This window comes from Streptomyces sp. NPDC058221 (assembly GCF_042882365.1).
Classification (GTDB): Bacteria; Actinomycetota; Actinomycetes; order Streptomycetales; family Streptomycetaceae; genus Streptomyces.
This window is the reverse complement of the sequence record NZ_JBHVWF010000156.1, coordinates 1-17,450: the sequence shown is the minus strand read 5'-3', so window position 1 is coordinate 17,450 and position 17,450 is coordinate 1. Positions and strand designations below refer to the sequence as shown.

Sequence of the window (17,450 nt, the reverse complement as noted above, 5' to 3'; positions counted from 1 at the left end):
CCCCACTGTAGCGGTCGGCCCCGTAGGTGTCGCCTAATATGGGGGACAGCCACAGCCGTTGGGTTCTCAGTGCGGGGGGCCCTGCGACCGGGAGGTCGCAGGCCACCCGTTTCGGTTCAGGCGTGACTGAGCAGGAGCGAGCCCTTGGGGTAGGTGACCCCGCCGTTCACATTGGCCACCTGAATGCTCACGGGCGTGCCTTCCTTGATGTTGCCGCTCTTCCACGGGCTGCAGTAGGGCGAGTTGTGACCGCGGGTGTTCGCGACCCGGTCCCAGGTGCCGTTGCGGCCGATGTCGAGCTTCACCTCGATGCCCCAGCCGTCGGCGGTGGTGTCGCAGGCGCGGATCGAGTCGCCGGGGATGCTGCCCGAGGGGTCGGCGTTCCATGCGCCGTACCCGCCGAAGGTCGCCTCGATCGTCGTCGGCGCGGCGGACGCGGTGCCCTGCGCGGCGATGACGAGCCCGAACGCGGCGGCGGCCGCTGCCGCCACGCGCCCCGCGGTGAACTTCTGCATGGGCTGTTCCCCTCCATCAACCGGTCACGACCTTCACGGGGAATCTACAGGGGCATGGCAGGTGCACACCATCCGGCGCCGAAAACGCCACGGCCCCTGTTCCTGCCGGTGCGGCAGGAACAGGGGCCGTGGACGTGCGGGCCGGATCTGACCAGGGGTCAGCGGATGGGCATCCCGGAGAGGGTGCGGGCGATCACCAGGCGCTGGATCTCGCTCGTGCCCTCGAAGATCGTGTAGATCGCGGCGTCCCGGTGCATCCGCTCCACCGGATACTCGCGGGTGAAGCCGTTGCCGCCCAGGATCTGGATGGCCTGCGCCGTGACCTTCTTGGCGGTCTCGCTCGCGTACAGCTTCGACATGGAGCCCTCGGCGGACTCGAACGGCTTGCCGGCGGTCGCCATCCAGGAGGCGCGCCAGACCAGCAGCCTGGCGGCGTCGATCTGGGTGCGCATGTCGGCGAGCTGGAAGGCGATGCCCTGGTTGTCGATGATCGGGCGGCCGAACTGCGTCCGGGTCTTCGCGTAGTCGAGCGCGACCTCGTACGCGGCACGGGCGGTGCCGACCGCCATCGCGCCGACGGCCGGGCGGGACGCCTCGAAGGTGGCCATCGCGGCGTTCTTCACCCGCTCGCCGCCACCGGAGGCGGCTCGCTCACGGGCCCGCGCGATGCGCTGGTCGAGCTTCTCCTTGCCGCCCAGCAGGCAGTGACCCGGGACGCGCACGTCCTCCAGGACGACCTCGGCGGTGTGCGAGGCGCGGATGCCGTGCTTCTTGAACTTCTGGCCCTGGGAGAGCCCAGGGGTATTCGGCGGCACGATGAAGGAGGCGTGGCCCTTGGAGCCGAGCTCCGCGTCCACGACCGCGACCACGACGTGGACGTTGGCTATGCCGCCGTTGGTCGCCCAGGTCTTGGTGCCGTTGAGCACCCACTCGTCCTTGGCCTGGTCGTACACCGCGCGGGTGCGCATCGAGGCGACGTCGGAGCCGGCGTCCGGCTCGGAGGAGCAGAAGGCGGCGAGCTTCACATCGTTCACGTCGCCGTACATCTGCGGGATCCAGGTGCCGATCTGCTCCTCGGTGCCGTTGGCGAGGACGCCGACGGCCGCAAGGCCGGTACCGACGATCGACAGGCCGATGCCCGCGTCACCCCAGAACAGTTCCTCCATTGCCACCGGAATGCCGAGACCGGTCGGGTCGAAGAACTGCTGGGCGTAGAAGTCGAGGGAGTAGATGCCGACCTTGGCCGCCTCCTGGATGACGGGCCAGGGCGTTTCCTCACGCTCGTCCCACTCCGAAGCCGCCGGCCGGATAACATCCGCGGCGAAGCCGTGAAGCCAGTCACGGACCTGCTTCTGGTCGTCGTTGAGCTCGAGCGTGAACTCGGCCATTTTCCCCTCCACGTACTGCCGTCAAAAATCTTTCGTTACTTGCGGTAACAACAGTCTGTTACCGGCAAGTAGCCTCTGTCAACCGGTCGGCCACCGATCCGCGCACCGCTGGGCAGGGTGTTACGTTGCGCAGGCAGGACGGACAAGCACGGCCAGGGGTGGGAGAAACAGTATGGAGACCACACGACAGGCCGAGCGACAGCGGACCGCGGCCGAGCGCCGCCGCCGCGAATTGCTCGAGGCCGCCGACCGCGTGGTGCTCAGGGACGGCCCCGGGGCCTCGATGAACGCCATCGCCGCAGAGGCCGGGATCACCAAGCCCATTCTCTACCGGCACTTCGGCGACAAGGGCGGTCTCTACCGCGCCCTGGCCAAACGGCACACCGACGCGCTGCTCATCGCGCTCCGGGCCGCGCTCGACGCCCCCGCAGACCGCCGCGCCCGGGTCGAGGCGACGCTCGACACCTACCTCGCGGCGATCGAGGCCCGTCCCCAGGTCTACCGGTTCCTGATGCACCCGTCCGACGACGCGACACCCTCGCCCGAGCAGGGCTTCGACGTGGGGCGGCACTCGGCCCCGTTGCTGCGCCGCCTGGGCGAGGAGCTCGCCATGGTCATCGCCGAGCGGGTGGACCTCGGGCCGGACAGCCAGGTCATGGCCCGGATCTGGGGCCACGGCATCGTCGGCATGATGCATGCGGCAGGCGACTGGTGGCTGGGGGAACGCCCTTGCTCCAGAGCCCAGTTGGTGAGCAGCCTGGCCGATCTGCTGTGGGGCAGGCTGGCCGCGGCGGGCGACCGTCCCGGCGGCCCCGGGTTCTGAGACGCGCCTGCGTCCGGTCAGCCGGTACGCCCCCAGGGCGTCCTGCGGGCCGCGCGCAGGGCCCGCCTGCGGCGCAGTCCGGTCAGCCGGTCGGTATAGACGGTGCCGTCGAGGTGGTCGCACTCGTGCTGGAGGCAGCGGGCGAAGAAGCCGGTACCGCTGATCCGCACCGGCTCGCCCTCGACCGTCATCCCCTCGACGACCGCGTGGTCGAAGCGCGGGGTGCCGGCCTCGATGCCCGGCAGTGAGAGACACCCCTCCGGGCCCCGCACGGTGATGCCGTCCGCCTCGACGAGGGTGGGGTTGACGAGGTGCCCGAGATGACGGACGTCCTCGTCGTCCGGGCAGTCGTAGACGAACACCCGCAGTGCCACACCGACCTGGTTGGCGGCGAGCCCGACGCCCTGCGCCGCGTACATCGTGGCGTACAGGTCCTCGACCAGCCGGGCGAGCGAGGGCCCGAAGTCCGTGACCGGCTCGCACGCGCCGTGCAGCACGGGATCACCGAGCAGACTCATGGCCCGGACGAGTCCGGAACTGCCGGGGATCGGACGGTTTCGCATGGCGGTCATCGTACGTTCCACGGGAACTCCACGGCCCGGGCGGTGCCGACGTGCCTTGGGCGCGCCGGACATCGATAGGCTGGGCGCGGACCGATGCAAGGAGGATCTAGGACGATGGCAGGCAACACGGACCCGTTGTCGCCGCGGGCCAAGCTGGCCGTGACGGCGGGCAAGGCCGCTGCGGCGGTGTCGCGGGCAGCCGGGCGGGGCAGCGGATCGGTGATCGGCGGCCGGGTGGCGCTCAAGCTCGACCCCGACCTGCTCGGGCGGCTGGCACAGCACCTGGACGTGATCCTGGTGTCGGCGACCAACGGCAAGACGACCACGACCCGGCTGATCGCCGAGGCACTGCGGGCCGCGGGCCCGGTCGTGTCGAACGCGCTCGGCGCCAACATGCCCGCGGGCATCACCTCGGCCCTCGCCGGCGGCTCGGACGCACAGTACGGCGTGATCGAGGTGGACGAGAAGTACCTGGCCGGGGTCGCCCGCGACACGACACCCAAGGTGATCGCGCTGCTCAACCTCTCCCGCGACCAGCTGGACCGGGCCGCGGAGACCCGGATGCTCGCCGAGAAGTGGCGCGAGGGGCTGTCCGGCTCGAAGGCCGTGATCATCGCCAACGCCGACGACCCGCTGATCGTGTGGGCGGCGTCCTCCTCCCCCAACGTGGTGTGGGTCGCGGCCGGCCAGGCGTGGAAGGACGACGCCTGGTCCTGCCCGTCCTGCGGCGGTGTGATGCAGCGCCCCGGCGACGACTGGTTCTGCGGTCAGTGCGGCTTCCGCCGCCCGCCGCCCAGCTGGGTCCTGAACGGTGACTACGTACTGGACCCGCACGGCTCGGCCTGGCCGATCCACCTCCAGCTGCCCGGCCGCGCCAACAAGGCCAACGCCACCAGCTCGGCCGCCGTGGCAGCCGTGTTCGGTGTGCCGCCCCAGGTCGCCCTGGAGCGGATGTACCACGTACAGGCCGTCGCCGGCCGCTACGACGTGGTCACCTTCCTCGGCCGTGAGCTGCGGCTCCTGCTGGCGAAGAACCCGGCCGGCTGGCTGGAGACGTTCTCGCTGATCGACCCGCCGCCCACCCCGGTGGTCCTCTCCGTCAACGCCCGTGGCGCGGACGGCACGGACACGTCCTGGCTGTGGGACGTCGACTACACCCAGCTCGCGGGTCACCCGATCTTCGTGCTCGGCGACCGCAAGCTGGACCTCGCGGTCCGCCTGGAGGTGGCCGGTCTCGACTTCCGCGTCTGCGAGAACCTCGACGAGGCCGTGCAGCAGGCACCGCCCGGGCGTATCGAGGTCATCGCCAACTACACCGCCTTCCAGGATCTGCGCCGTCGTGTCGGCAACTGACCCCGGCCCCGGCCACCCCCGGAGAGGACGAAGCATGAGCAACAACAGCCTGCGGCTGGTGTGGGTCTACCCGGACCTGCTGAGCACCTACGGCGACCAGGGCAACGCGCTGGTGGTGGAGCGCCGGGCACGTCAGCGCGGTCTCGATGTGTCGCGCGTCGACGTGCGCAGCGACCAGCCGGTCCCCACGTCGGGCGACATCTATCTGATCGGCGGCGGTGAGGACCGTCCGCAGCGGCTCGCCGCCGAGCGGCTGCGCCGCGACGGCGGTCTCAGCCGGGCCGCCTCCAACGGCGCGATCATCTTCTCGGTCTGCGCCGGGTACCAGATCCTGGGCCACGAGTTCGTCAACGACCTCGGTGAGCGCGAGCAGGGCCTCGGCCTGCTCGACGTGATCTCCACCCGCGGTGACGGTGAGCGGTGCGTCGGCGACGTGCTCGGCGACATCGACCCGCAGCTCGGGCTGCCGCCGCTGACCGGTTTCGAGAACCACCAGGGCGTCACGCATCTCGGCGCGACGGCACGCCCGTTCGCCCGGGTGCAGTTCGGCCGGGGCAACGGCACCGGGGACGGCACCGAGGGCGCGTACAACGACACCGTCTTCGGTACGTACATGCACGGGCCCGTGATGGCGCGCAACCCGCTCATCGCGGACCTGCTGCTGAAGCTGGCGCTCGATGTGAACGCCCTGCCGCCGACCGACGACCGCTGGTACGAGGCGCTGCGTGCCGAGCGGATCGCCTCGGCGACACAGCCCGCCTGATGAGGCGAAATTCGCTCAGCTGAGCGGCGTCCAGCAGGCGGACGCCCGGTTCGGTCCCGCCACCCTGCGCCGGTAGGGTGGCGGGATTCCAGCCGGACGACGTGGTCCGGTCGTCGGCCCACGTTGCAAAGGTTTCCCGGGCAATGCGAATTGGTGTGCTCACCTCCGGTGGCGACTGCCCCGGCCTCAATGCGGTCATCCGTTCCGTCGTCCACCGTGCGGTGGTCGACCACGGTGACGAGGTCATCGGCTTCCACGACGGGTGGCGGGGCCTCCTGGAGTGCGACTACCGCAAGCTCGACCTCGACGCGGTCGGCGGCATCCTCGCCCGTGGCGGCACGATCCTCGGCTCCTCCCGGGTCCAGCCCGCTCACCTGCGCGGTGGCGTGGAACAGGCCAGGGGCCATGTCAACGACCTCGGTCTCGACGCGATCATCCCGATCGGCGGCGAGGGCACCCTCAAGGCGGCGAACCTGCTGTCCGAGGCGGGGCTGCCGATCGTCGGCGTACCGAAGACGATCGACAACGACATCGCCTCCACCGACGTGACCTTCGGGTTCGACACCGCTGTGGGCGTGGCCACCGAGGCCCTCGACCGGCTGAAGACGACCGCCGAGTCGCATCAGCGCGTCATGATCGTCGAGGTCATGGGCCGGCACACCGGCTGGATCGCCCTGCACTCGGGCATGGCGGCCGGCGCGCACGCCGTCGTCGTCCCCGAGCGCCCCTTCGACATCGACGAGCTGACCGAGCTGGTCGGCCGGCGCTTCTCGGCCGGCAAGAAGTTCGCGATCGTCGTGGTCGCCGAGGGTGCCAAGCCGCGCGAGGGCTCCATGGAGTTCGAGTCGGGCGTCAAGGACATCTACGGTCACGAGCGCTTCGCCGGCGTGGCCACCCAGCTCTCCATCGAGCTGGAGCAGCGCCTCGGCAAGGAGGCCCGCCCGGTGATCCTCGGCCATGTACAGCGCGGCGGGACGCCGACCGCGTACGACCGGGTCCTGGCGACGCGCTTCGGCTGGCACGCGGTGGAGGCGGCGCACCGCGGCGAATTCGGCATGATGACGGCGCTGCGCGGCACGGACATCACCATGGTCCCGCTCGCGGACGCCGTGGAGACCCTGAAGACGGTCCCGGCCGAGCGGTACGCGGAGGCCGAGTGCGTGCTCTGAGCGGCACCACCCACTGAGGACCGCCCCCGGCCGCAGGAGCGGCCGGGGGCGGTTCTACTCTGGTCGGGACAACCGGCACGAAACGGGGACGTCCCGGCGCCCCCATCAGGAGTGAACAGATGGATCACAGCGGGCACGGCATGAACATGGATCTGCCGCCGTTCACGCTGGGACGCGGGCTCCAGTTCTCCGCGGACCCGATCTTCCTGATCGGCTGCGTGCTCGCCGTGGTCCTCTACGCATACGCGGTGGCGCGGCTCCGCAGGCGCGGGGACGCCTGGCCGGTCAACCGGATCGTCTTCTTCGTCATCGGCGTGCTGACCATCGCCCTGGTGATGTGCACCAAGCTCAACGACTACGGCATGGTCATGTTTAGCGTGCACATGGTGCAGCACATGGTGATCAGCATGCTGTCACCGATCCTGCTCCTGCTGGGCGCACCCGTGACACTCGCGCTGCGTGCGCTGCCGGTCGCCGCACGTGGCCACAAGGGACCCCGCGAACTGCTGCTGATGCTGCTGCACAGCCGGTACATGAAGATCGTCACGCATCCGGTGTTCACCATCCCGCTCTTCATCGCCAGCCTGTACGGCCTGTACTTCACCCCGCTCTTCGACTACCTGATGGGCTCGACGGCCGGGCACCTCGTGATGATGCTGCACTTCCTCGGGGTCGGTCTGGTCTTCTTCTGGCCGATCATGGGCATCGACCCGGGACCGCACCGCCCGGGTTACCTGCTGCGGATGCTGGAGCTGTTCGCCGGGATGCCGTTCCACGCGTTCTTCGGCATCGCGCTCATGATGGCGTCCCAGCCCATGGTCGAGGTCTACAAGAACCCCTCGGCCTCCCTCGGCATCGATGCCCTGTCCGATCAGAACGCGGCCGGCGGGATCGCCTGGGCGTTCAGCGAGATCCCGTCGGTCCTGGTCCTGCTCGCCCTGGTCTTCCAGTGGTACCGCTCCGACCAGCGCACCGCGAAGCGCTCCGACCGGGCCGCGGAGCGCGACGGTGACCAGGAGCTCCACGCGTACAACGCGTATCTCGCCTCGTTGCAGGCGCGCGGACAGTAGCGGTGGGCATGCCTCCGGGGTGACGATGGCAGTCACGGCCGCGCGGCCGGGCGAGGAGCGTGCGCGCATGTCCGGATCCACGAAGACCATGGGAGTACTCACCGTAGGGGCCCTGGTGGCTGTCACCGCCTACACGGTGGCGCTGGGGAGCAATGGCTGGCTCTGGTTCGGCTGGGTGGTGCTGGGGCTGATCACGATCGGAATGGTCGCCACCCGCGAGACCTGAGCCGGGCCCGTAGCGGCCCGGGGCCGGCCGGACTCAGAAGCGGAACACCGGGCCGGTGGCCGCGTCCATCGCGCATGCGTTGGGGAAGGTGCGCTGCCAGGCGATGGCATCGCCCCGCCGTTCGCCCTCGGCGGTGACGGTCACCGGGTCGTACGTGTAGGTGCACGGATGCGGGTCGCCGGGGAGCGCGTCGAAGTCACCGTCCGCCTGGTGGAGCGCCGCGCAGGCGCCTGCCGCGTCGGGATGCCGGTCGTCAGGGTTGGGCGGGCAGTGCAGCGCGACCCCGCGGATCCAGGTGTTCTCGCTGCCGGAGACCGTCAGAAAGAGTCCCCCGTCCGGCGCCGGGGGCGTGGCCGCCGCAGCGGGCACGGCCATGCCGACGGTGAGCAGAGCGACGGTGGCAAGTGAGGCGCGCACGCGCATGAAGGGCTCCTGGGATCAGTGGCTGGTGACCGTGGTCCCGGCCAGATCACCCCGGCGCCGCCGCCGTCTCAAGCAGCCACGCCGGGCGCCCCTTCTCCGGTCACCGGGCCGGTCCGGCCGGCGTACGGAGACCGGGGTCGGCACGCACGTCCGGCGCCCGTCCCGGCCCGCGCTGTGGCGGACGGGCGCACCGGCCCGTTCGGGGCACCGTCGCGGTGCGGACCGGGCTGACTGCCGCCTCACCCTCGCCGCCCGACCGGGCGCACACCGGTCAGGAACGAGGCACTCACGGTCCGCCGGACGGGCAAGTTCGCCACCCCCGCGCGCCCCGCGGATCGCGTGGGGAGGCAAGGGGGCGTACACCATCGCATACACGGAACATGACGCCCGGCACACCTCCCGTCCCGCTCACCGCCCACATCCCCGGCACGCCGTATGTCGCTCTGTGCCGATACAGGTCAGCACGCGGCCGACGGGCCTCCCGCCCGAGAGCCGCCGGCGCCGCGGGACACGAACCCATCCGTCGCCAGCGATCCGCCATGCCGCGGTGCGGCTCGTGCGCATCCCCCGTCAGGCAGTTGTCCGCCGGTCCCCGCCCGACGCGTGACATCGCTCCCCACGCGCTCCGCGTCGCCTCCGAGGGTCTCCGTCACCCGCACACCCACAACGCGAGGTGCCCCGTACGTCACCGAACGTATCCACTCCTGCTTTCACAGCCGCGCGCCGGTGAGAGCTCCGCACGGTTCGCCCGCACGCGAATGCGAACGCTTCCGCCCGGTCGGCGGGTGCCGACGCCCGGCACTCGCACCAGGCGTACGGTCGCCTCCCGCAGCGACCGGCGAGCTCACATCGGGACGCCCGGGCAGCACTCCTCAAGAGCCGGCAACTGGGCTTCGCGGAGGGCCCGTTCAACGCATGGCCGAGTTAACGTGCCCGTAAGGCAGTTGTGATTTAAGTCTTGACAGGTGCCTATCACCACGCCACTTTGGGAGCGCTCCCACAATCAAGACTTGCACACTCCACTCCCCTCCCTTCTCCCCCCAATACGGGACGACGAGACGGGCGGTACGGGGCGCAGCCGCGCACCCCGTACCGCTCCACGCCGCCCTGTCGAGGAAGGCGTTTGTCATGAGCTTGGTGAAGCGCTGCAGGCACCGCCGCACCAGAGGGCTCCCGGTCCTCCTGGCCGGCGCCGTCACTCTCACCGCCACCCTGACGGGCGGACCGGCGGCCGCGGCCCAACAGGGCACATTGCACGAACTCTCCGCCGCCCAGGGCAAGTACTTCGGGTCCGCCACCGACAACCCTGAGCAGCACGGCCGGACCGTGCGCGGCCACACCCTCGTCTGGCACAGCCAGCTGCCCGGCTGGGTGCCGCGCTGCCGTCGGCGCAGGTGAAGGCCGCGATGACGGACCACATCACCGAGGAGGCCACGCACTACCGCGGCGAGGGCGCGGCCACCCTGTACGACGAGAACCTGACACCGAAGCCCGCCTACGACGCGGTGCGGACCGCGCTGGGCGGCGGGGAGGGCCGCGGCCCGGGCGCGCCGAAGACGCGGTACCGCAACGGGGACGGCCCGGCGGCCGGCAGCCGGATCAAGCCGGGTCTCCAACTCGTGAACACCGCAGACTCCGCGGCCGGCCTCTCCTCGGTCACGGCCCGGCGCTGACTTTCCGGCGACAACGGGGCTCCCGTATACAGCAGTTGCTGCACCCCCTCCTCGCCCGGCCGCTCCACCGTCACCCACCGGGGCATCGGGCCCTGACTGCGTGCCCCACCGGCACCCCTCACCTCCACCTCCCCGCTCCCGCCCCCCGCCACCACCCCCGTCCCCCGCACCACCCCGTCCCCGCCTCCATCCCCCCCACTCCCCAACGACACCCGCCAGTGGAGGATTTGTGTCGATATCACGTAGAACATTCAGCAGCGGCCTGGGCGGCAGCCTGCTCGCCATGGGTCTGGCAGAGGGCACCGCCGTCGCCCGGCCCGCCGCCCCCACAGCGGCCGGCTCGTACAACCCCGGGCCCCCGCCACCTACGCTCCGGGGCGCCCGCTGCCCGACGGCTACCCGGCCGCGCTCAACGGCACGGTCCCCGTCGGCACGGACCCGCTCGACACCGAACTCGCCTTGTCCTACGGGACGATGGACATCTGCGGCATGCACTGGCCGATGGACCTGGACAACATCTACGGGTACGGCAACAAGCCGGGCCCGGGCTTCGAGGCCGGGCCGGGTGCCGGTGTCTCGTACATCAACACCTCCCAGGGCGGTTCGCAGGAGTCGGTGTGGGAAACGGTCCCGCGGCCCACCACCGACCTGTTCGCGTACGGCGGCCCGAACGGGGATCTCGATCTGTTCGTCGGCGACACGAGCTATGCCGAGCAGTGGAAGCACACCAACGCGCCGGACGCCGACGCCCGCGCGGTGCGGGCTGCCAACTGGGCGTTCCGCTGGGCCTCGGACCGGGGCAAGGAGAGCGAGGTCGCGGACTCGGTCGCGTACGTGCTGCAGGACGGCGCCACCGAGCTCACCGACTTCGACGTGAAGGGCCTGATCGACGCGGAGGCCGGGTTCGAGATCTGGCAGGGCGGTCACGGCCTCGGGACGAACGAGTTCACCTTCGCCGCGAGCACACAATCCGCAGGCGGCAGACACCGCACCGTGGCCGGTCGCTGACCGCCGCAGGCCACCACACCGAACTCCCGGTGGCGGGTCCTCCATCCACCCCGCTGTACCCGCCATGGGGGCACCACCGCCGGCCTCGCCGGCGACACCACGGGCCGCCGTCGCGTCGGCGGCCCGACACGAACACCGGGCCCGGCCCGGGCAACACCCCCACAAACCCGTCTGCGGGAGAGCCTCCGCAGACGTACGAGAGGAGTACGGAGCCGCGATGAGAACCAGAGGCACCATCATGCACGGGCTACGCCGGAGGCTGGCCGCACTCTCCGCCCTCGCCATGGGCGCGGCACTGGCGGTCGCCATTCCCGCCCCCGCGTCGGCGGCGGCACGGGTCGACAACCCCTATGTGGGCGCCACGGCATACGTGAACCCCGACTGGTCCGCCAAGGCGGCGGCCGAACCGGGCGGCAGCGCCATCGCCGACGAACCGGGATTCGTCTGGATGGACCGCATCGCGGCCATCGAGGGATCGTCCGAGGCGAAGAGCCTGCGCGAGCACCTCGACACGGCGCTCGACCAGGGGGCGAACCTCTTCCAGGTCGTCATCTACGACCTGCCGGGACGGGACTGCGCCGCGCTGGCGTCCAACGGTGAACTCGGTCCCACCGAGCTGGACCGGTACAAGAACGAGTACATCGACCCGATCTCCGAGATCCTGGCCGACCCGGCGTACGCGAGCCTGCGCATCGTCACCATCATCGAGCCGGACTCGCTGCCCAACCTGGTCACCAACGCGGGCGGTTCGGAAGGCTCCACCGAGGCCTGCGCCACGATGAAGGCGAACGGCAACTACGAGAAGGGTGTCGGCTACGCCCTGCACACTCTCGGTGCCATTCCCAACGTCTACAACTACGTGGACGCCGCCCATCACGGCTGGCTCGGCTGGGACTCCAACTTCGTCCCGGCCGCCCAGGAGTTCAAGAAGGCCGCCACGACCGAGGGCGCCACGGTCGCCGACGTCACCGGCTTCATCGTCAACACGGCCAACTACTCGGCGCTGAAGGAGCCGAACTTCGCCGTCACCGACACGGTGAACGGCACCCAGGTCCGCCAGTCCAAGTGGGTCGACTGGAACTACTACGTCGATGAGCTGTCCTTCGCCCAGGCGCTGCGCACCGAGCTGGTGAGCCAGGGCTTCGCCTCGGACATCGGCATGCTGATCGACACCGCCCGCAACGGCTGGGGCGGCAGCGACCGGCCCGCCGGCCCCGGGCCGACGACCAGTGTGGACGCCTATGTCGACGGCGGCCGGATCGACCGGCGCATCCACGCGGGCAACTGGTGCAACCAGAGCGGCGCCGGAATCGGCGAGCGTCCCACCACTGCCCCCGAGCCGGGAATCGACGCATACGTCTGGGCCAAGCCCCCGGGCGAGTCGGACGGCAACAGCGCCCCCATCGACAACGACGAGGGCAAGGGCTTCGACCGGATGTGCGACCCCACGTACACCGGTAACGGACGCAACGGCAACAACCTGACCGGTGCCCTGCCGGACTCCCCGCTCGCGGGCCACTGGTTCTCCGCGCAGTTCCAGGAACTCGTGCAGAACGCCTACCCGCCGCTCGACGGCGGGAGCCTCAACCGGTGACGCGCAGCCGCGCCTGAGCCGGAGCGACCGGTCCAACCCAGCACATCGCCCCTGCCGGACATCCAGCAGGGGCGGTGTCGTGGCTCCACTGCACCGGGTACCCGGATCCGGCGGGGGCGGGCCGGGCTGGGACACTCCCCTCATGGACAACACACCCGAGACGACTGGCGTACGGAGTGCGGCCGCGTGGACGGTCGTGCTCGCGGTACTCGGAGCACTGACCGGCCTCGTCTGGGACGGCCCGTTCCTCGCCGTCACCTGCGGACTCTCGCTGGGAGGCGGCGCCGCCCTGGGCACGGCCCTGTCCCGCCGCCGCATGTCCACGGCCCTGCAGGAAGACCGGGGCAAGGCCGCAGCGCTCGGGTACGCCGACGGGATCGGGGACATGGTGGTGCTCGGGATATCCGCCTACGGGGTCTCGGTCTTCCCGCTCTCCGGCCCCGACGCGGTGGACCCGGCCGAACGCACGGCACGCCGTAAGGCCGCCTACCAGCTCACGGCCGCCGACAACCTCCCTCACCACATCCGCGAGGCCGCTGCCGCAGCGCTCGAGGCGATCGACGAGGCACGCGACGTCGAGACCCGGGCGGCCATCGAGGACCTGATGAAGGCCGTCCACGAACAGCGCCGCTCCGCCTGACCGGCGGCCCGGCCGGCGCAGGTCTTCTGCGGTGGCGAGTTCACGCCCGGCCGCCGGGGCGCACAAGTCAGCGCCCCGGCCAGCATCGACCCGTCCGGCGCCGGGTAGACGCAATGACGGCTGCACATCTGGTGTCACCCGCCGAGGGGCTTCGCTGACATGGCGGAACGCCGCTGTGGAGCCGACCCGGCCGAGCTAGGAGCGCCCCATGTTCTATTACCTGCTCAAGTACGTCGTCCTGGGGCCGCTGCTGCGGTTGTCCTTCCGGCCCGTCATCGAGGGCACGGAGCACATTCCGACGGACGGGGCGGCCATCGTCGCCGGCAATCATCTGTCGTTCTCCGACCACTTCCTGATGCCCGCGATCATCAGACGGCGCATCACCTTCCTGGCGAAGGCGGAGTACTTCACCGGTCCGGGCGTGAAGGGGCGGCTGACCGCCGCGTTCTTCCGGAGCGCCGGCCAGATCCCGGTGGACCGGTCCGGAAAGGAGGCGGGGCAGGCGGCAATCCGTGAAGGGCTCGGGGTGCTGAGCAAGGGCGAGTTGCTCGGCATCTATCCGGAGGGCACCCGTTCGCACGACGGGCGGCTCTACAAGGGCAAGGTCGGTGTCGCGGTCATGGCCATTCGGGCGGGGGTGCCCGTGGTGCCGTGCGCCATGGTCGGCACGTTCGAGATCCAGCCGCCCGGCAAGGTCGTACCGCGCATCAAGCAGGTCACCATCCGCTTCGGCGAGCCGCTGGACTTCTCCCGGTACGCCGGCCTGGAGGACGAGAAGGCGGCGATCCGGGCCGTCACCGACGAGATCATGTACGCGATCCTCGGACTCTCCGGCCAGGAGTACGTCGATGAGTACGCGTCCAAGGCGAAAGCGGCCCAACAAGCGGAACACCCGGGAAAGTTCCCGAGACTCCGACGCTGAGGGCGGATTCGCGTTCGGTGAACCCGGCTGGTCGGGGCTCCGGGAGCGATCTAGCGTGCGGTGCATGAGCAAGGGACACGCATGGGTGCTGGGAGCGACCGGTCAGATCGGACGGGCGGCGGTGCGCTCGCTCGTCGGGGACGGCTGGGCGGTGACCGCCGCCTCGCGTGGCGGCGGCCGTGACGAGCGGTGGGACGCGGAGGTACGGACGGCGGCGCTGGACCGCGACGAGGACGGAGCCCTCGCGGCGGCGCTCGGAGACGGCTGCGACGTGCTGGTGGACATGGTGGCGTACGGGGCGCAGCACGCCCGGCAGCTGACGGACCTGGCGGACCGGATCGGGTCGGCCGTCGTCGTGTCCAGCGGCGCGGTGTACGAGGACGACCGCGGCCGCAGCTTCGACACGCAGGGCGAACCCGACGGGTCACCGTGCTATCCGGTGCCGATCCCGGAGTCGCAGCCCACCGTCCCGCCCGGCGAGGACACCTACGGGGCCCGGAAGATCCGGCTGGAGAGGGATCTCCTCGCAGCGGGTGACACGCTGCCCGTCACGCTGTTGCGGGCGGGCGCGGTCCACGGTCCGTACTGCCGCTCGCCGCGCGAGCTGTATTTCGTGAAGCGTGCGCTGGACGGCCGCACCCGGCGCGTGCTGGCGTACGAGGGGCGGTCGCGTTTCCATCCGGTCCATGCCGCCAACATCGCCGAGCTGATCCGGCTGGCCGCGTTGCGCCCCGGCTCCCGGGTGCTCAACGCCGCCGACCCGCAGGCACCGACGGTCGCGGAGATCGGCGAGGCGGTCGACGCGGTGCTGGGGCGTGAGACGGAGACGGTACTGATGCCCGGTGCCGCGTCACCGGAGGGGGTCGGCCTGTCGCCCTGGGGCGCCCCGCACCCCATCGTGTACGACATGACGGCTGCCGAACGGGAGCTCGGGTACCGCCCGGTGACCGGCTACGCCGAGTCGCTCCCGGAGACCGTCGAATGGATCACCGGACAGCTGGCGGGGCGCGACTGGACGGACGCCTACCCCGCGATGGTCCGGTCGTACGGCAGGGGACTCTTCGACTACGCGGCGGAGGACGCCTGGCTGGAGCGGTACGACCGCACGGTGTGAGCCGGGGGCCCGATACGGGGGGCGGGCGGCCGGCGGAGCAGACCCTGCCGCCCGTTCCCTCCCCGGGCACGCAGGCTTTGCGTGGCAGGACGGGCGGGCGGTCAGCGGACCGACAGGTCCGTCAGCTCGTCGTGCGCACGCTCCAGCACCGTCCGCAGCTCTCTCGCGTCGGCGGCCACCGCGGTCACCAGTACTGCGGGCCCCGCGAGACGGGTGAGTGCGGCGGTCGGCCCCAGCAGCCTGCTTTCCGGTGCCTTCTCGTCGAATGACGGTTCCACGAACAGTAGTTGACCGACTGCTCGATGCCCGCCGAGCACGGCCGGGCCGTCCCATCCGCCGGGGGCGCCGGGCCCGTACGCCACCTGCTGGTCCAGGAGAGGGCGACCGGCCCGGCGGACGGTGAGCCTGCTGCGGAGGGTGCCGGTGGTCTCGCCGTGCCGGCCGAGGATCTGCTCCTCGCGCAGCACCAGCCGTGCGGTAGGGGCCAGTTCCACGGTGGTCCGCATGATCAGTTCGCTGCCGTGTGCGGAGATGAGCTGTTCCGGCAGCCAGCTGAGGTCCGTCCCCTCCCCCGCGGTCAGCAGTACGTCGTAGCGTGCGGGTTCGCGGGCCGGTCCGGGGCCGGGGAGGGCGACCGTGGCAGCGGCCGAGTCGACGGTGAGCCGGGTGCCGGCCCCGGCGCGCACCTCGATGGCGAGCCGGTCACCGCCGAGCGGTGCGCTCATCGCGCCGACCACGGTGACGCGGGCCGTTCCGGGGGTCACGGCCCGGGTCCGCCGCAGGGCGAGCGGCCCCTCGCTCTCCAGGACGGGGAGCGAGGTGGCGCCACCGCTGTCGCGCACGGCGGTGACACGCGCGGTGGCGTGGACGCTCATGCGGTCCAGGAGGCGAGCTGCCCCCGAACCCAGTCGGCGACGGGGGCGACGCCCTCGCCTGAGGTGAGCGAGGTGAAGGCGACGGGCAGTTCGCCGCGCTTCTCGGCTGCGTCCTGCGCCATCCGCCCGAGGTCGGATCCGACGTACGGCGCCAGGTCGGTCTTGTTGATCACGAGCAGGTCGGCGGTGGTGACCCCGGGGCCGCCCTTGCGCGGGATGTCGTCGCCGCCCGCCACGTCGATGATGAAGATCTGGGCGTCGACGAGCCCCTTGGAGAAGGTGGCGGTGAGGTTGTCGCCGCCCGACTCGACGAGGATGAGGTCGAGGGGCCCGACCGCGTCCTCCAGGTCCTCGACGGCTTCGAGGTTGGCGGAGATGTCGTCTCGGATGGCGGTGTGCGGGCAGGCGCCGGTCTCCACGGCCTGGATCCGTTCGGGCGGCAGGACCGCGTTGCGCAGCAGGAACGCGGCATCCTCCCGGGTGTAGATGTCATTGGTGACGACGGCGAGGGACAGCTGGTCGCGCAGGGTGCGGCAGAGCGCGGCCACGGTGGCGGTCTTGCCGGAGCCGACCGGTCCGCCGATCCCGATGCGCAGGGCCCGCCGGGTGCCGTCGGGGCGGGCGGCGTCGGCGCCGACCGCGGCCGGGCCGCAGTGGGAGTGATCGAGGTGCATGGTGCGGCTCCTGAGCTGTGTCGGGCAACGAGCGGGTCTGCGGGTGGGATTACGAGGCGAACAGCCGGACCGCCCAGCCGGCGTGGGCCTCGGCGGCGATGTCGAGCAGCGGGGCCGATGCGGCGGGCAGATCGTCGATGCTTCCGCGGGCGGCTGCGGCAGCCAGTCCGGCGACCCGGTCGAGTTCGGGGGCGAGCCGGGCGAGGACGGCGGTGGCCTCGAACGGGTTGAGGGAGAGCAGCCGGACCACCGCGGTGGCCGGTCCGCTGACCGCCTCGTAGGCGGCGCAGTGGGCGGCGTCCGCGGGCCCGAGCCCTGCCGCACGGGCGGTGAGGCCGAGCACGACGGGCTGATGGGCGCCGCGCGGGCGGGCCTGCGCGAGCGCGTCGAGTTCGCCGCTCGGCCAGGTCGCGCGGGCGGCCCGCATCAGCTGACGGCCGAGCTTGCGGGCGACCGCGCGCAGCGCGGGTGAGGGGGTGCGGGCGTCGGCGGCCTCGTCGAGGGCGAGCGGATCCTGCCCGTGGGCGGCCGCAGCGGCGAGTGCCGCGGCGGTGAGCCCGGTGGTGTCGCTGTGGGTGCTCGTCACAGCCGCGTTCCTGATGATCCATCTCGTCCCCGGTGACCCGGTGCGCGCGGCACTGGGCATGACGGCCTCAC

At 71.3% G+C, this 17,450-nt stretch carries 18 protein-coding genes and 2 pseudogenes; 13 read left to right on the top strand and 7 right to left on the bottom strand.

Annotation, left to right across the window (positions count from 1 at the left end):
• Positions 1-116: 116 nt before the first annotated feature.
• Both ACFVW8_RS33070 and ACFVW8_RS33065 read right to left on the bottom strand, forming a co-directional pair.
• Positions 117-515 carry a hypothetical protein gene (locus ACFVW8_RS33070; protein ID WP_389696608.1) on the bottom strand — a complete coding sequence of 133 codons (399 nt, stop codon included), beginning with the start codon at positions 513-515 and terminating at the stop codon, positions 117-119.
• A 158-nt stretch (positions 516-673) separates the two neighbouring features.
• Positions 674-1,903, bottom strand: a complete 1,230-nt coding sequence (locus ACFVW8_RS33065; RefSeq protein ID WP_389696606.1) for an acyl-CoA dehydrogenase family protein — start codon at positions 1,901-1,903, stop codon at positions 674-676.
• 172 nt (positions 1,904-2,075) lie between these two features.
• Between ACFVW8_RS33065 and ACFVW8_RS33060 the strand changes: the two genes are divergently transcribed.
• Positions 2,076-2,726 carry a TetR family transcriptional regulator gene (locus tag ACFVW8_RS33060; RefSeq protein WP_389696604.1) on the top strand — a complete coding sequence of 217 codons (651 nt, stop codon included), beginning with the start codon at positions 2,076-2,078 and terminating at the stop codon, positions 2,724-2,726.
• Between the two features lie 17 nt (positions 2,727-2,743).
• On the opposite strand, the gene def is transcribed toward ACFVW8_RS33060, so the two are convergent.
• A complete protein-coding gene (def, locus tag ACFVW8_RS33055; protein ID WP_389696602.1) occupies positions 2,744-3,298 on the bottom strand; it encodes a peptide deformylase in 555 nt (184 codons plus the stop codon).
• A gap of 105 nt (positions 3,299-3,403) precedes the next feature.
• Here def and ACFVW8_RS33050 point away from each other — a divergent pair, with 105 nt between their 5' ends.
• From ACFVW8_RS33050 to ACFVW8_RS33030, 5 genes are all read left to right on the top strand, one after another.
• The gene (locus ACFVW8_RS33050; protein WP_389696600.1) at positions 3,404-4,642 is read left to right on the top strand and encodes a MurT ligase domain-containing protein; all 1,239 of its coding nucleotides are present in this window, start codon (positions 3,404-3,406) and stop codon (positions 4,640-4,642) included.
• 34 nt (positions 4,643-4,676) lie between these two features.
• Positions 4,677-5,405, top strand: coding sequence for a type 1 glutamine amidotransferase (locus ACFVW8_RS33045; protein ID WP_389696598.1), 729 nt, complete (start codon positions 4,677-4,679; stop codon positions 5,403-5,405).
• A 143-nt stretch (positions 5,406-5,548) separates the two neighbouring features.
• Positions 5,549-6,574 (top strand): 6-phosphofructokinase, encoded by a 1,026-nt coding sequence (locus ACFVW8_RS33040; RefSeq protein ID WP_389696596.1) that lies wholly within the window; start codon positions 5,549-5,551, stop codon positions 6,572-6,574.
• Positions 6,575-6,693: 119 nt separating this feature from the next.
• Positions 6,694-7,644 (top strand): cytochrome c oxidase assembly protein, encoded by a 951-nt coding sequence (locus ACFVW8_RS33035; protein WP_389696594.1) that lies wholly within the window; start codon positions 6,694-6,696, stop codon positions 7,642-7,644.
• Positions 7,645-7,711: 67 nt separating this feature from the next.
• Positions 7,712-7,870 (top strand): hypothetical protein, encoded by a 159-nt coding sequence (locus ACFVW8_RS33030; protein WP_266776007.1) that lies wholly within the window; start codon positions 7,712-7,714, stop codon positions 7,868-7,870.
• A 33-nt stretch (positions 7,871-7,903) separates the two neighbouring features.
• Here ACFVW8_RS33030 and ACFVW8_RS33025 read toward each other — a convergent pair whose 3' ends face one another.
• Complete coding sequence (locus ACFVW8_RS33025) at positions 7,904-8,293, bottom strand: SSI family serine proteinase inhibitor (RefSeq protein ID WP_389696592.1); 390 nt, start codon at positions 8,291-8,293, stop codon at positions 7,904-7,906.
• A gap of 1,128 nt (positions 8,294-9,421) precedes the next feature.
• On the opposite strand from ACFVW8_RS33025, the gene ACFVW8_RS33020 reads away from it, so the two are divergent.
• The 7 genes and pseudogenes from ACFVW8_RS33020 (at position 9,422) to ACFVW8_RS32990 (ending at position 15,244) form a co-directional block, all read left to right on the top strand.
• On the top strand, positions 9,422-9,691 hold the full coding sequence (locus ACFVW8_RS33020; RefSeq protein ID WP_389696589.1) for an endo-1,4-beta-xylanase: 270 nt from the start codon (positions 9,422-9,424) through the stop codon (positions 9,689-9,691).
• An 8-nt stretch (positions 9,692-9,699) separates the two neighbouring features.
• Positions 9,700-9,966 (top strand): hypothetical protein, encoded by a 267-nt coding sequence (locus ACFVW8_RS33015; protein WP_389696587.1) that lies wholly within the window; start codon positions 9,700-9,702, stop codon positions 9,964-9,966.
• A gap of 357 nt (positions 9,967-10,323) precedes the next feature.
• Positions 10,324-10,815, top strand: a pseudogene (locus tag ACFVW8_RS33010) (glycoside hydrolase family 48 protein); the annotation flags it as partial.
• 376 nt (positions 10,816-11,191) lie between these two features.
• A complete protein-coding gene (locus ACFVW8_RS33005) occupies positions 11,192-12,568 on the top strand; it encodes a glycoside hydrolase family 6 protein (protein ID WP_389696585.1) in 1,377 nt (458 codons plus the stop codon).
• A 142-nt stretch (positions 12,569-12,710) separates the two neighbouring features.
• Positions 12,711-13,208, top strand: coding sequence for a hypothetical protein (locus ACFVW8_RS33000; RefSeq protein ID WP_389696583.1), 498 nt, complete (start codon positions 12,711-12,713; stop codon positions 13,206-13,208).
• 208 nt (positions 13,209-13,416) lie between these two features.
• Positions 13,417-14,130 (top strand): lysophospholipid acyltransferase family protein, encoded by a 714-nt coding sequence (locus ACFVW8_RS32995; RefSeq protein ID WP_389696581.1) that lies wholly within the window; start codon positions 13,417-13,419, stop codon positions 14,128-14,130.
• A 64-nt stretch (positions 14,131-14,194) separates the two neighbouring features.
• A complete protein-coding gene (locus ACFVW8_RS32990) occupies positions 14,195-15,244 on the top strand; it encodes an NAD-dependent epimerase/dehydratase family protein (protein ID WP_389696579.1) in 1,050 nt (349 codons plus the stop codon).
• Between the two features lie 101 nt (positions 15,245-15,345).
• On the opposite strand, the gene ACFVW8_RS32985 is transcribed toward ACFVW8_RS32990, so the two are convergent.
• From ACFVW8_RS32985 to ACFVW8_RS32975, 3 genes and pseudogenes are all read right to left on the bottom strand, one after another.
• Positions 15,346-16,119 carry an urease accessory protein UreD gene (locus tag ACFVW8_RS32985; protein ID WP_389696577.1) on the bottom strand — a complete coding sequence of 258 codons (774 nt, stop codon included), beginning with the start codon at positions 16,117-16,119 and terminating at the stop codon, positions 15,346-15,348.
• Positions 16,116-16,793 (bottom strand): urease accessory protein UreG, encoded by a 678-nt coding sequence (ureG, locus tag ACFVW8_RS32980; protein WP_389696575.1) that lies wholly within the window; start codon positions 16,791-16,793, stop codon positions 16,116-16,118. The genes ACFVW8_RS32985 and ureG overlap by 4 nt, the downstream gene beginning before the upstream one ends.
• Positions 16,794-16,842: 49 nt before the next feature.
• A pseudogene (locus tag ACFVW8_RS32975) lies at positions 16,843-17,358 on the bottom strand (urease accessory protein UreF); the annotation flags it as partial.
• Positions 17,359-17,450 lie beyond the last annotated feature (92 nt).